At 66.6% G+C, this 12671-nt stretch carries 12 protein-coding genes and 1 pseudogene; 9 read left to right on the plus strand and 4 right to left on the minus strand.

Annotation, left to right across the window (positions count from 1 at the left end; all coding sequences use genetic code 11):
* Both AB7U46_RS00005 and AB7U46_RS00010 read right to left on the minus strand, forming a co-directional pair.
* Positions 1-544: pseudogene (locus tag AB7U46_RS00005) on the minus strand (hypothetical protein); the annotation flags it as partial.
* 307 nt (positions 545-851) lie between these two features.
* Positions 852-1292, minus strand: coding sequence for an NUDIX hydrolase (locus tag AB7U46_RS00010; RefSeq protein WP_428334869.1), 441 nt, complete (start codon positions 1290-1292; stop codon positions 852-854).
* Between the two features lie 112 nt (positions 1293-1404).
* Here AB7U46_RS00010 and AB7U46_RS00015 point away from each other — a divergent pair, with 112 nt between their 5' ends.
* The 6 genes from AB7U46_RS00015 (at position 1405) to AB7U46_RS00040 (ending at position 7881) form a co-directional block, all read left to right on the plus strand.
* Positions 1405-2418, plus strand: coding sequence for an Hsp33 family molecular chaperone HslO (locus tag AB7U46_RS00015; protein ID WP_428334870.1), 1014 nt, complete (start codon positions 1405-1407; stop codon positions 2416-2418).
* A complete protein-coding gene (locus AB7U46_RS00020; RefSeq protein WP_428334871.1) occupies positions 2411-3007 on the plus strand; it encodes a CoA pyrophosphatase in 597 nt (198 codons plus the stop codon). The genes AB7U46_RS00015 and AB7U46_RS00020 overlap by 8 nt, the downstream gene beginning before the upstream one ends.
* Complete coding sequence (locus AB7U46_RS00025) at positions 3004-4149, plus strand: CCA tRNA nucleotidyltransferase (RefSeq protein WP_428334872.1); 1146 nt, start codon at positions 3004-3006, stop codon at positions 4147-4149. Before AB7U46_RS00020 ends, AB7U46_RS00025 begins: the two co-directional genes overlap by 4 nt.
* A gap of 51 nt (positions 4150-4200) precedes the next feature.
* Complete coding sequence (locus AB7U46_RS00030; protein ID WP_428334873.1) at positions 4201-6036, plus strand: ABC transporter ATP-binding protein; 1836 nt, start codon at positions 4201-4203, stop codon at positions 6034-6036.
* Between the two features lie 52 nt (positions 6037-6088).
* Complete coding sequence (locus tag AB7U46_RS00035; protein WP_428334874.1) at positions 6089-7312, plus strand: class I SAM-dependent RNA methyltransferase; 1224 nt, start codon at positions 6089-6091, stop codon at positions 7310-7312.
* A 65-nt stretch (positions 7313-7377) separates the two neighbouring features.
* Positions 7378-7881 carry a L,D-transpeptidase family protein gene (locus AB7U46_RS00040; protein WP_428334875.1) on the plus strand — a complete coding sequence of 168 codons (504 nt, stop codon included), beginning with the start codon at positions 7378-7380 and terminating at the stop codon, positions 7879-7881.
* Between the two features lie 70 nt (positions 7882-7951).
* Here AB7U46_RS00040 and AB7U46_RS00045 read toward each other — a convergent pair whose 3' ends face one another.
* Positions 7952-8467, minus strand: a complete 516-nt coding sequence (locus AB7U46_RS00045) for a CAP domain-containing protein (RefSeq protein ID WP_428334876.1) — start codon at positions 8465-8467, stop codon at positions 7952-7954.
* 167 nt (positions 8468-8634) lie between these two features.
* Between AB7U46_RS00045 and AB7U46_RS00050 the strand changes: the two genes are divergently transcribed.
* Positions 8635-9243: a L,D-transpeptidase gene (locus AB7U46_RS00050; RefSeq protein ID WP_428334877.1), complete on the plus strand. Its 609-nt coding sequence runs from the start codon at positions 8635-8637 to the stop codon at positions 9241-9243.
* A gap of 183 nt (positions 9244-9426) precedes the next feature.
* On the opposite strand, the gene hemH is transcribed toward AB7U46_RS00050, so the two are convergent.
* The gene (gene hemH / locus AB7U46_RS00055; RefSeq protein WP_428334878.1) at positions 9427-10482 is read right to left on the minus strand and encodes a ferrochelatase; all 1056 of its coding nucleotides are present in this window, start codon (positions 10480-10482) and stop codon (positions 9427-9429) included.
* 102 nt (positions 10483-10584) lie between these two features.
* On the opposite strand from hemH, the gene otsB reads away from it, so the two are divergent.
* Both otsB and AB7U46_RS00065 read left to right on the plus strand, forming a co-directional pair.
* On the plus strand, positions 10585-11322 hold the full coding sequence (gene otsB / locus AB7U46_RS00060) for a trehalose-phosphatase (RefSeq protein ID WP_428334879.1): 738 nt from the start codon (positions 10585-10587) through the stop codon (positions 11320-11322).
* Between the two features lies 1 nt (position 11323).
* Positions 11324-12670, plus strand: a complete 1347-nt coding sequence (locus AB7U46_RS00065) for an alpha,alpha-trehalose-phosphate synthase (UDP-forming) (protein WP_428334880.1) — start codon at positions 11324-11326, stop codon at positions 12668-12670.
* Position 12671: the final 1 nt, after the last annotated feature.

Raw genomic sequence — 12671 nt, forward strand, 5'->3', positions numbered from 1 at the left:
CGTCGCCATCGCCACCGGTCACGGTATCGTCGCCGCCACCGCCCGTGGTCGTGTCGTCGCCGTCGCCACCGGTCACGGTATCGTCGCCATCGCCGCCCGTGGTCGTGTCGTCGCCATCGCCACCGGTCACGGTATCGTCGCCATCGCCGCCCGTGGTCGTATCATTGCCGTCGCCCGAGCCGCTGCCCCCAAGACCGAGCAGGCCAAGCCCGGCAACCCCGGCCGCCGCGATGCCAAGACCGCCCATGCCGCCCAGAAGCGCCGGGGCAAAGGCCGCCATGCTCGAGGTGTCGTCGGCCGCCGCCGGCGCGAGAAGCTCTTCGCCATCGAGGAAAGCGAGCTGATCGTTCGGGCTCCATTTCCCGATGACCTCGACATCGCTGTAATCGGCGTAGATCACGCCATCGCTGCCACCGTCGAGCACGACATGGGTCAGCGTTCCATCGGAGGAGATATAGAGATTGGCATGCGCGTCGTAGAACCCGGAAAGGGTGATGGTGCGCCCATCGACAAGCACGATCTCAAGATCGCTGCCTTCACGCATGTATTTGAGAATGCTTGTTTTTCTCAGATTGAGAGAAATGTCGTCGCCCGCTCCGACCTGGATGAAATCACTCGCACCCTCGCCGGAAACAACACCACGCGACACGCCGCCCGCAACATCGCGAACGGCAAAGTCTACCGACTTTACCATATTACTGCTCCGCCTCAAATAATCCCCGGTTCTTTGCGTCCGGAGTTAATACTGCTGGTTCCGAAATAACCGAAAAACCTGCCCAAGGCTAGATGGTTCTTTTACCGCAACGTCAATTTGTGGGGTGGCCCGCAGTATATAGCGGCGGATCTGTGGCCTATTTGCCGCTCAGGATCCGGCTCAGGAAATGCCGGTCCCCCGCATTGGCCAGAAGCGAAAGCGCCGCTTCGGGGCTTGCCCAGACCGCCTCATGCCCGGCCTCGAGCGGCGGGCCGCGGCGCAGCACCGGGCGCGCGACATAGACATGGCAGATCTTCTCCGCCCAGCGGTCGTATTCCGGCATATAGGCAAAGCGGCGATAGGCCCCGATCCGGCGCGCATCGGCGATCTTCCAGCCGGTCTCCTCGAAGGCCTCGCGATAAAGCGCGGTGAGCGGCCCCTCGCCCGGGTCGATGCCACCGCCGGGCAGCTGATATTCGAGCGTCGGAGCCTCCTGATGGGTGAGCAGCACGCGCCCCTCGCGCCAAAGCACCGCATAGGCCCCCGGCCGCGGCCGATACTGCTGCCCCCGCACCACCGCTTCGCCGAACCGTCGCATCCCGTCCCCCTTGCGCAGCGCCTGTGCATCCGCCCCCTTGGGTCTGCGGTTGCCGCGCCTATATAGGCAGGGTATGCCAGCCTCCGGGCTGAAGAAAACCCCCGGGATAGAGATGACCACCCTTTCGCAAATCGCATGGGACGATACCGTCCTTCCGTTTCAGCTCGACCGCTCCGACGTGCGCGGCCGCATCGCGCGGCTCGACGGCGTGCTCGAGGAAGTGCTTGCACAGCACAATTACCCCCCGATCGTCGAGGCGCTGGTCGCCGAGGTGGCGCTGCTCACCGCGATGATCGGGCAGACGATCAAGCTGCGCTGGAAACTGTCGATCCAGGTGCGCGGCAACGGGCCGATCCGGATCCTCGCCACCGATTACTACGCCCCCGCGGCGGAGGGAGAGCCCGCGCGCATCCGCGGCTGGGCCTCCTTCGACCCCGAACGCCTCGACGAAAGCGCCGCCCCGTTCAGCCAGATCGGTGACGGGTATTTCGCGATCCTGATCGACCAGGGCGAGGGGACGCTGCCCTATCAGGGCATCACCCCGCTGGCCGGAGGCGCGCTTTCCGCCTGTGCAGAGACGTATTTCGCGCAATCGGAGCAGCTGCCGACGCGGTTCGAGATCGCCTATGGCCGCTCGATCCTGCCCGGTCAGGGCGAGCGCTGGCGCGCCGGCGGCGTGATGCTGCAGATGATGCCGAAAACCCCCGGCGCCGCGCGCGAGGGCTCGGGCGAGGCCGGTCTGCTGCGCCACAGCGACATCCTCGCCGGCGAGGAGGACGAGAACTGGGTGCGGGCAAATGTGCTCCTCGACACCGTCGAGGATATGGAGCTGATCGGCCCCGGCGTCGAGCTGACCAACCTGCTCGTGCGGCTTTTCCACGAGGAAGCGCCGCGCGTCTTCGATCCGCAGAGGGTCGAGTTCGGCTGCACCTGTTCGGAGGAACGTGTGCGCTCGAGCCTCGCGATCTATTCGGCGAAGGACATCGGCCATATGACCACCGAGGATGGCAAGGTCACCGCCGATTGCCAGTTCTGCGGCGCGCATTACGAGTTCGATCCCGCCTCGCTCGGCTTCGAGGCGACGATCGAACCCGACGGCACGCCGAAAGAGGCCGGCGATGCCTGACCCTTTCGCCCCGGTTCTGGCCGCTCTGGCGCGACCGGGGCGGCCCTCGTCGGATTACGACCTCAACCCCGGCTTTGCGCTGCCCCCCGGGCGGGTGCTGCGCCCGGCCGGGGTGCTCGTCGCGCTCGAGGAAACCGAGGCGGGGCTGCGGCTTTATCTCACGAAGCGCGCCTCGCACTTGCGCAACCACCCCGGGCAGATCGCCCTGCCCGGCGGCAAGGTCGACCCGGAGGACGCAAGCCCCGTCGCCGCCGCCCTGCGCGAGGCGCAGGAGGAAATCGCGCTGCCGCCCGAAAAAGTCGAGATTCTGGGCGTGTTAGAGCCGCATGAGACGGTGACGAGCTTTCTTGTCACCCCGGTTCTCGCGCGTGTCACCCGCCCCTTTGCCCCCCGCGCCGAGGCCGGCGAAGTGGGCGAGATCTTCACCGTGCCCTTCGCCCATCTCGCCGATCCCGCGAATTACCGGATCGAGCGGCGGCGCTGGCGCGGCAGCTGGCGCAGCTTCTATGTCGCGCCCTATGGCCCCTATTACATCTGGGGCGCCACGGCGCGTATCCTGCGCGCGCTGAGCGACCGGATGGCGGGATGAAACTGCAAGGCGCATGGATCGAGGCGGCGCATGTCCAGAAGGTTCTGGCCATGCTGGAGGCGGGCGGCCATCAGGCCCTGCTCGTCGGTGGCTGCGTGCGCAATTCGGCTCTGCACCAGCCGGTTTCCGACATCGACATCGCAACCGATGCCCTGCCGGAGCGTGTGATCGCACTGGCCGAGGCCGCGGGGTTCAAGCCGGTGCCCACCGGGATCGCGCATGGCACAGTGACCGTGGTCGCCGATCATGTCGGGCACGAGATCACCACCTTTCGCCGTGACGTCGAGACGCATGGGCGGCATGCGACGGTCGCCTTCTCGACCGATGTGACCGAGGATGCCGCGCGGCGCGATTTCACGATGAACGCGCTTTATGCGCGCGCCGACGGCACGGTGATCGACCCGCTCGGCAGCGGGCTGGCCGATCTGGCCGCGCGGCATCTGCGCTTTGTCGGCGATCCGGAAAAGCGCATTGCCGAGGATTATCTCCGCATCCTGCGGTTCTTCCGTTTCACCGCCTGGTATGGCGATCCGGAACGCGGAATCGACGCGGATGGGTTGGCCGCCTGCAGCGCCCTTTCCGCTGGAATAGAGACGCTTTCGCGTGAAAGGATCGGGCACGAAATGCTCCGCCTGCTCGCCGCGCCAGATCCCGCCCCCGCCGTGGCGGCGATGGCCGCGGCCGGGATTCTGGCCCTGGTCCTGCCCGGGGCGGAGGCGCGTAGCTTGGCGCCCCTCGTGCATCTCGAGGCCGGGCGCACCCCCGACCCGATCCGCCGTTTGGCGGCTTTGGGCGGGGAGGACGTCGCCGAGCGCCTGCGGCTGTCGAAGGCGGAGGCGAAACGCCTCGGGCGTTTGCGCGAGGCCGCGACCGAGGATCTTTCGCCCGAGGTTCTCGGCTATCGCTACGGGGCGCGCGACGGGGAGGATGCACTCCTCCTCCGCGCCGCACTGATCGGTGAAGAAATCACTGAAAACCGCTGGAACAGGGTCGAATTCGGCGCAGCCCAGCGCTTTCCGATCCACGCGAGCGACCTGATGCCACGCTATTCCGGTGCCGCCCTCGGCGCGCGCCTTGCCGAGCTCGAGGCGCGCTGGATCGCCTCCGGCTTCACCCTCGACCGGGACGCGCTGCTCGGCTGAGGCTTCCCCTTTCCCTCGCGCCGCCTATATCCTGCGCAAGGAGATTTCACGATGATCGACGCCTTCCGCCCCGCCGACGGCCCGCCCCCGCAACGCCTCGGCGCCTTTTTCCTGTGGTGCCTGCGCGGCGCCTGGCCCGCCCTCTGGCTCGCAGGCGTGCTTTCCGCCCTCGCCGGAACGATGGAGGTCGTCTCCGCCTGGCTGCTCGGCAAGGTCGTCGATGCCACGCTTTCCGCCACACCAGAGACTATTTTCAGCGAAAACATGCTGCTGATCGCGGGCTTCGCAAGCTTCTATCTGATCCTGCGGCCGGGGATCTTTGGCCTCTCTTCCGCCGCCTCGAACCTGTTGATCAACCCGAACGTGATGCCGCTCGTGCTTTCGCGGCTGCATCGCTGGACGATGGGCCAGGCGGTGACCTTCTTCGACAATGATTTCGCCGGGCGCATCGCACAAAAGCAGATGCAGACGGCGCGGGCCGTCACCGACACCGCCTCCGAAGTCGTCAATACCGCGATGTTCGCGCTCGCCTCGATCGTCGGCTCGATCGCGCTGCTGATCGGGATCGACCTTTGGGGCGCGGTCGGGCTGACGCTCTGGATGTTGGCCTATTTCTGGTTGATCAGAGCCTTTTTGCCCCACGTCCGCGCGCGATCAGAGGCGCGGGCCGCAGCGCGCGCCATGGTCACCGGGCAGGTCGTGGACACGATCACCAACATCAAGACGGTGAAGCTTTTCGCCCATGCCGAACACGAGGATCGCGCCGCGCTCGGCGCGATGAGCACATTTCGTGAGCGCGCCCTCGATTTCGGCGTGACCTCGACCTGGTATCGCTCGGCGCAGATGGTCTTTTCCGGCCTGCTTCCGGTGATGCTCGTCGGCGGCACCATCCTGATGTGGCGCGCGGGCCACGCCACCGCCGGCGACATCACCGCCTCGGGCGCGATCGCGATCCGCATCGCGCAGATGTCGGGCTGGGTCAGCATGGCACTGATGGGGATCTGGGGTTCGGTCGGCGAGGTCGAGGACGGGATGAAGACGCTCACCCCCATGCATGCGCTGACCGATGCGCTGGATGCGATCACACTCGGCCGGGTGAAGGGGGAGATCGGTTTCGACCATGTCTCCTTCGCCTATGGGCGGCAAAGCGGCGGCATCGACGACATCACCCTGACCATCGCGCCGGGCGAGCGGATCGGCATCGTCGGCGCCTCTGGCGCGGGGAAATCGACCCTCGTCGCGCTGCTTTTAAGACTCTATGACACCGAAAAAGGTGCGGTTCTGATCGACGGCACCGATCTGCGCGCGGTCACCCAAGAGAGCCTGCGCCGGCAGATCGGCATGGTCACGCAGGAGACCGCGATGTTCAACCGCTCCGCACGGGAGAACATTCTCTATGGCCGCCCCGATGCGACCGAGGCGGAGATGATCGCCGCCGCCAAGGCCGCCGAAGCGCATGACTTCATCCTCACGCTGCAGGATCACAAGGGCAACAAGGGCTACGAGGCGACGCTGGGCGAGCGTGGGGTGAAACTTTCCGGCGGGCAACGGCAGCGCATCGCGCTCGCCCGGGCCTTCCTCAAGAACGCGCCGATCCTCGTGCTCGACGAGGCGACCTCCGCACTCGACAGCGAGGTCGAGGCGCAGATCCAGGAGGCGCTCCTGCGGGTGATGGAGGGCAAGACCGTGCTGGCGATCGCGCACCGGCTGAGCACGATCGCCGAGATGGACCGGATCGTCGTGCTCGATCAGGGGCGGATCGTCGAACAGGGAACGCATGCGCAACTTCTGGCGCAACAGGGTCTTTATGCGCGCTATTGGAGCCGGCAATCGGGGGGCTTCCTCGGCACCGAGGAAGAGGCGGAAAGCGGGGCGGCGGCGCAATAGGCTTGGCGCCTGGCCAACCACTTGCTAAGCCGCCCTGAAAAGGAGCCGCGCCATGACGCTGACGATCGAACGCCTCTCACTGCATGCCGACGGGGTCGCCCACGGGCCGGAAGGCACCGTGCATGTCGCCATGGCGCTGCCCGGAGAGGCGGTCGAAGGCGAGATCATCGACGGCCGCATCGCCGCACCGAAGATCGTCACCCCCTCGCCCGACCGGGTGAAACCGCCCTGCCCGCATTACCGCGCCTGCGGTGGCTGCCTGTTGCAGCATGGCTCGGATGATTTCGTCGCGCGCTGGAAGGCGGAGGTGGTGACCAACGCCCTCGCCCAGCGCGGCATCACCACCCCCGTGTCCCGTGTCGAGACCTCGCCCGAACGCGCGCGCCGCCGCGCCACGCTTTCGGGACGGCGCACTAAGAAAGGGGCGCTGGTCGGCTTTCACGCCCGCGCTTCCGACACCGTGGTGGAAGTGCCCGACTGCCGCATTCTGCGCCCCGAGCTTCTCGCCACCGTGCCGGCACTCGAAGAGGCGACGGCACTGGGCGCCTCGCGCAAGGGGGAGATCGCCTTCGCGCTGACGCTTTCGGAGGCCGGGGTCGAGGTCGCCGCGAAGGGCGGAAAAGACACTGATCCGGCCCTTTTCGAGGCGCTTTCCGATCTTGCCCGCCGCCATGACCTCGCGCGGCTGAGCTGGAACGGCGAGATGATCGCCGCGCGCCGCCCCGCAACCCAGGCCTTCGGCGCCGCCCGCGTCACCCCGCCGCCCGGCGCCTTCCTGCAGGCGACGGCGGAGGGCGAGGCGGCGCTCGTGTCCTTCGTGCGTGCCGCGGTGGGCGAGGCCGCCCGCGTCGTCGATCTTTTTGCCGGTTGCGGCACCTTCGCCCTGCCGCTTGCGGCAAAGGCCGAGGTTCATGCCGTCGAGGGCGAGGCGGCGATGCTTGCCGCGCTCGACCAGGGCTGGCGCAACGCGCAGGGGCTCAAGCGCGTCACCCACGAGACGCGCGACCTCTTCCGCCGCCCGCTCCTGCCCGACGAGATCGACCGCTTCGACGCGGTGGTGATCGACCCGCCCCGCGCCGGCGCCGAGGCGCAGATCGCCGAGATCGCCGCCTCGAAAGCGCGGCTCGTCGCCCATGTCTCCTGCAACCCGGTCAGCTTCGCGCGCGACGCCAAGGTGCTGATCGACGCCGGTTTCACCCTCGAGGAGCTGATCGTCGTCGATCAGTTCCGCTGGTCCGCGCATGTCGAGCTTGCAGCGCGCTTCACGCGGCGCTAGGGGGCTTCGCGCGACCAACGATTTCTGGTAGGATCGCGCAAAAAGGCAGTGAACACAGGCAAATCATGCAGCGGCGCTCTCTCATCATGGGGCTTTCGACGCTGTCGCTTCTGGCGGCATGCGGCGACTCGGGCAAGTTCAAGAGTTATTCCGGCGAGCCCGTCTCCCAGGTCCACGTCTACAAGAAGAAACGGCGGATGTACCTCGTCTCCGTCGATGGCAAGATCTTGAAGGAATACAAGATCGCGCTTGGCGGCAACCCGATCGGCAAGAAGCAGTTCGAGGGCGACGGCAAGACGCCCGAGGGGCTTTATTTCATCGACCGCCGCAATCCGAACTCGGCCTATCACCTCTCGCTCGGCATCTCCTATCCGAACCCCAGCGACACGGTTTTTGCCGAATCGCAGGGCAAGCGCCCGGGCGGCGACATCTTCATCCATGGCCGCGCCGGCAAGGACAAGGGCCGCGGCAAGGATTGGACCGCCGGCTGTATCGCGGTGCGCGACGAGGAGATCGAGGTTATCTATGCGATGGTGGCGACAGGCACCCCGGTCTTCATCTACCCCTGACCCGACACCATCGGGAAAGGCAAAGGGCCCCGACGGGGCCCTTTTTGATGCGCTCTGGGTGGAGACCGGCTCAGAACTTGCCGGTGACCATCGTCCACCAGATCTTGCCCGAGGGTTCCTGATACCAGGAGAAGCCCATCTCGGTAGCCCCCGGGTTCAGGATCACGTCGCGCGTATCCGACAGCGCCATCCAGGCGGAGAGCGTCTCGGTCTCGGTCTCGTAGGTCTCGGAGATGTTCTCGCCCAGCACTTCGCCGGTGAAGCCGGAACGTTTCGCGCGGTCGAGCGGCGAGGAACCGTCCGAGCCCCAGTGCCAGGGCCGGTTCTGCGCCGCCATGTCGCGCGAATGCGCCTCGGCCGCCGCGGTCAGCTGCGGGTTGAGCTGCACCGGCGAGGTGCCCCGCGCGGCGCGCAGCGAATTCATCGCCTCGAGCACCCGCGTCGGGATCTCGGCGGTGTCCCGCTTGGTGATCTTGTAGAGCTGCGGCAGCGGCTGACCATCGGGGCCAAGCTGCGGCTCATGCGTGGAGCTGCAGGCGGCCAGGGTCAGGGCAGCAAGCAGCGTCAACACTTTGGAACTGGTCATTTCTGTCCCCCGGAATATCGGGGCGAGCCTTACACGCATGCGTCAAGGCGCGCAAACCCACAGTTACGTGAAAACCCGTGATGACGACGGTTTGATTTGCACCTGCGGCAAAGGCGCAATATTGAGAAGGGTCAGAGACCCGGCTCCGGCCGGAACGGAGACGTGACATGACGGATGCCCGAAAGACCTTCGATCGCCGCAGTTTCCTGAGCGCGGCCACGCTTGCCGGCGCCTCCCTTGCGGCGCCCGCCGTCTTTGCCCAGACGCCCGACGCGGGGCTCGAGACTTTCGAGGAAACCGCGAACACCAATATGCACCGCAATATCTCGAGCTTCCGCGAGCTCGACTGGCGGCCCTATTTCTCGAACACGAAGAACGGCGCGATCCTCGTCGACACCGTGTCGCGCTGCCTGCATTTCTGGTCGGAGGACCAGTCGATCTACAAGCTCTACCCGACCTCGGTTCCGGTCTCGGACGAGCTCACCCGCCGCGGCCGCACCGAGGTGATCCGCAAGGTCAAGGGGCCGACCTGGTCGCCCACGCCCTCGATGAAGAAACGCAACCCCGACTGGCCCGATTTCGTGCCTGCGGGGCCGGACAATCCGCTCGGCACGCGCGCGCTCTACCTCAGCTGGCAATATTACCGGATCCACGGCACCCACGACACGCGCAAGATCGGGCGCAAGTCGTCGAATGGCTGCATCGGCCTGTACAACCAGCATATCGAGCAACTTTTCGATCTGGCGAAGATCGGCACGCAGGTCGTGCTGATCTGACCGGATGCGGTGCGTAGAAATCCGGGGGCCTTCGGGCCCCTTTTCGTTGCCGGGGGCTCTGCCCCCGCTCCTGCGGAGCTCCCCCGGGATATTTTGGCTCTATAGAAACCCGTTTCTACAGAGCGGAAAATATCCTCGGGGGTGAGGCGCGGCCGCGCCGAGGGGGCGGAAGCCCCCTGCCCGTCAGGCAAGCCAGCCGGCGAAGTTTTCCTGCACCAGATCCATCAGCGCGGCGATGTGCAGATCGTCGTCGTTCAGGCAGGGGATATAGGTGAAGCTCTCGCCGCCCGCGTGCTCGAAGGCCTCGCGGATCTCGCCGTTGATCTCTTCCAGCGTCTCGATGCAATCGGCCGAGAAGGCGGGCGAGATCACCGCGATATTCTTCTTGCCGGCCTTCGCCAGTTCGGCGACATGCTCGACGGTATAGGGCTTGAGCCATTCCTCGCGGCCGAAGACCGACTGGAAGGTGGTGTCGATGTCGCCCTTCTGCCAGCCAAGCCGCTCCATCAGCAGGCGCGAGGTCTTCTGGCACTGGCAATGGTAGGGGTCGCCCTCCATCAGGTAGCGTTTCGGCATGCCGTGATAGGAGGCGACGAGCACGTCGGGGCGGCGATTCAAGGTGGAATAGACCCTTTCCACCGAGCTCGCGAGCGCCTCGACATAGCTCGGACGATCGAAATATTCGGGTGCGATCCGGGCCGCGGGCTGGCGCTTCTGCTTCATCAGCGCGCGGAAGAAGGCGTCGTTCGCGGTGGCCGAGGTGGCCCCGGCATATTGCGGATAAAGCGGCAGGAAGAGGATGCGCTCGCAGCCCGCCTTCACCATCCGGTCCACCACCACCTCGGTCGAGGGGTTGCCGTAGCGCATGCAGAACTCGACCATCACCTCCTCGCCGTAGCGCGCGGCGACGGCGTCGCGCAGCTTCGCCACCTGCTGCTTGGTGATCGTCATCAGCGGGCTTTCGTTCGCCTCGGTGTTCCAGATCGTGCGGTAATTGGCGCCCGAGGTGAAGGGCCGCTTCGTCAGGATGATCAGCTGCAGCAGCGGCTGCCATTTCCAGGACGGGATATCGATCACCCGCTTGTCGGAGAGGAACTCGCCCAGATAGCGCCGCATCGACCAGTAATCGGTGGCGTCCGGCGTGCCGAGATTGGCGACGAGCAGCCCGGTCTTGCGCGGCGGCAGGCGCGGGTGATCGGCGGGAGCATGTGCGAGGCGGGTATCGGCTTCGGGGGTCATCGAGTGTCCTGTCGCATCTGAAATCCCCTCCGACTTATCGCGTTTTGGCCCCGGGTCAATGAGGGCGTTGCAATCGCGACCCGATGCCCTACCCTTTGGGCCATGACCGAAGAGACACGCTTCGCGCTCAGCGCCCCGCCCGCTCTCGACCAGTCCAGCGCCGCCCTTTTCCTCGACTTCGACGGCACGCTGGTCGATATCGCGCCACGTCCCGATGCGGTCGAGGTCGCGCCCGGTCTCGGTGCCGCCCTGAGCGGGCTCCGCCACAGTCTCGACAGTGCGCTCGCCCTCGTCTCCGGGCGCTCCCTTGCGATGCTCGAACGGTTCCTGCCCGATTTCGACGGTCTGATGATCGGCAGCCACGGCGCCGAGGCGCGCGGCATGGCGCCGATGATCGCCGCCGCACCCGAGGGGCTTGCCATGCTGCAGGCCATGCTTGCGCAATTTGCGCAGGAACAGGGTCTTTTTTACGAAGAGAAGACCCTCGGCGGCGCGCTGCATTTCCGCGCCCGCCCGGAGGCCGCGCCCACCGCCGAGGCCTTCGTCACCGAGCTTGCCATGCGGCTGCCCGGTTTCACCGTGCAACCCGCGAAGATGTGTTTCGAGCTGAAACCGGAGGGCGCCTCGAAGGATCGCGCACTCGCGCGGATCGTGCAGCTTCCGGCCTTCGCCGGGCGGTTGCCCGTCTATCTCGGCGATGACAGTACCGATGAACCGGCGCTTGCCTGGGCCGCGGCGCAGGGCGGCTTCGGCGTGAAGATCGGGGCGGGCCCCTCGGCCGCGCGGCATCGCCTGGCCGATCCGGTCGCGGTGCGGCGCTGGCTTGGGCTGGAGCGATAGGATGGGGCGTCTGATCTGTCTTTCGAACCGCATCCCCGCCGGGCCAACCCCCTCGGGCGGGCTTGTCGTGGCGCTCGGCGCCGCGCTGGAAGAGCGCGGCGGTCTCTGGATCGGCACCTCGGGCGAGATCGTCGAGGCCCCGGACAACCGCCTGCGCGAGATCGAGGGCGGGCCGTTCCGCCGCCTCTGCTTCGATCTCAGCCCCGAGGAACAGGCGAATTACTACCACGGATTCGCCAATTCTGTGCTCTGGCCGCTGTTTCACGGGCGAACCGATCTGCTCGACATCCGCGGCGAGTATCTGGCGAGCTACAAGGAGGTGAACCGGCGCATCGCGAAGATGCTGGTCGAGGTGATCGCCCCCGACGACCGGATCTGGGTGCATGATTTCCACCTCCTGCCGCTCGCCCATGACCTGCGCCAGCTTGGCGTGCAGAACCGGATGGGGTTCTTCCTGCACACGCCCTTTCCGACGCCGCTCGCGCTGCAGGCGCTGCCGAACGGAGCCGAGCTTTGCCAATGGCTTGCGGCCTATGAGCTGGTGGGGCTGCAGGCCGAGCGCGACGTGAAGAACTGCACCGATGCGATGGTCGAGATCGGCGGCGCGGCGGAGCTTTCGGGCGGTTTCGTGCATCTCGCACCGCATCAGCCGCGCATCGCCGCCTTTCCGATCGCGATCGACGTGGCGGAGTTCGCCCGCATCGCCGCGGTCGAGGTCGAGGCGCTTCCGGCCGGCATCCGCAAACCTGACCGGCGGCTGATGATCGGCGTCGACCGGCTCGATTATACCAAGGGCGTGCCGCAGCGCCTTCGGGCCTTCGGCGAGTTTCTCGGGCGGCACGAAGACTGGCATCGCCATGTCTCGCTGATCCAGATTTCCCCGCCGACGCGCGAGGGGGTGTCCGCCTATGACGACATCCGGCAGGAGACGGAGCATCTCTCGGGCCAGATCAACGGCACCTATGCCGACATCATGTGGACGCCGATCCGCTTCATCAACCGCCCCGTCCCGCGCGAGACGCTCGCCGGCCTTTATCGCGCGGCCGATGTCGCGCTGGTGACGCCGCTGATGGACGGGATGAACCTCGTGGCGAAGGAATTCGTCGCGGCGCAGGATCCCGAGGATCCCGGCGTGCTGATCCTGAGCCAGTTCGCCGGCGCGGCCGAGCAGCTTGCCGATGCGCTGATCGTCAACCCGCATGATGTCGAGCAGATGGCGACGGTGATGATGACCGCGCTCGCGATGCCGCGGGCCGAACGCCAGCGACGGCATCGGGCGATGATGGAAACGCTGCGCCGTCGCGACGTGCACTGGTGGTCACGCGGCTTTCTCACCGCGCTTGGATAGA

It is taken from the genome of Paenirhodobacter sp. (assembly GCF_050177655.1).
In the GTDB taxonomy this organism is placed as follows: Bacteria; Pseudomonadota; Alphaproteobacteria; order Rhodobacterales; family Rhodobacteraceae; genus Rhodobacter.

Excerpts from the sequence above, each read along its gene's own strand:
- AB7U46_RS00010 (WP_428334869.1), bottom strand. The coding sequence starts at position 1,292 with ATGCGACGGTTCGGCGAAGCGGTGGTGCGGGGGCAGCAGTATCGGCCG.
- AB7U46_RS00015 (WP_428334870.1), top strand. The coding sequence starts at position 1,405 with ATGACCACCCTTTCGCAAATCGCATGGGACGATACCGTCCTTCCGTTT.
- AB7U46_RS00020 (WP_428334871.1), top strand. The coding sequence starts at position 2,411 with ATGCCTGACCCTTTCGCCCCGGTTCTGGCCGCTCTGGCGCGACCGGGG.
- AB7U46_RS00025 (WP_428334872.1), top strand. The coding sequence starts at position 3,004 with ATGAAACTGCAAGGCGCATGGATCGAGGCGGCGCATGTCCAGAAGGTT.
- AB7U46_RS00030 (WP_428334873.1), top strand. The coding sequence starts at position 4,201 with ATGATCGACGCCTTCCGCCCCGCCGACGGCCCGCCCCCGCAACGCCTC.
- AB7U46_RS00035 (WP_428334874.1), top strand. The coding sequence starts at position 6,089 with ATGACGCTGACGATCGAACGCCTCTCACTGCATGCCGACGGGGTCGCC.
- AB7U46_RS00040 (WP_428334875.1), top strand. The coding sequence starts at position 7,378 with ATGCAGCGGCGCTCTCTCATCATGGGGCTTTCGACGCTGTCGCTTCTG.
- AB7U46_RS00045 (WP_428334876.1), bottom strand. The coding sequence starts at position 8,467 with ATGACCAGTTCCAAAGTGTTGACGCTGCTTGCTGCCCTGACCCTGGCC.
- AB7U46_RS00050 (WP_428334877.1), top strand. The coding sequence starts at position 8,635 with ATGACGGATGCCCGAAAGACCTTCGATCGCCGCAGTTTCCTGAGCGCG.
- hemH (WP_428334878.1), bottom strand. The coding sequence starts at position 10,482 with ATGACCCCCGAAGCCGATACCCGCCTCGCACATGCTCCCGCCGATCAC.
- otsB (WP_428334879.1), top strand. The coding sequence starts at position 10,585 with ATGACCGAAGAGACACGCTTCGCGCTCAGCGCCCCGCCCGCTCTCGAC.
- AB7U46_RS00065 (WP_428334880.1), top strand. The coding sequence starts at position 11,324 with ATGGGGCGTCTGATCTGTCTTTCGAACCGCATCCCCGCCGGGCCAACC.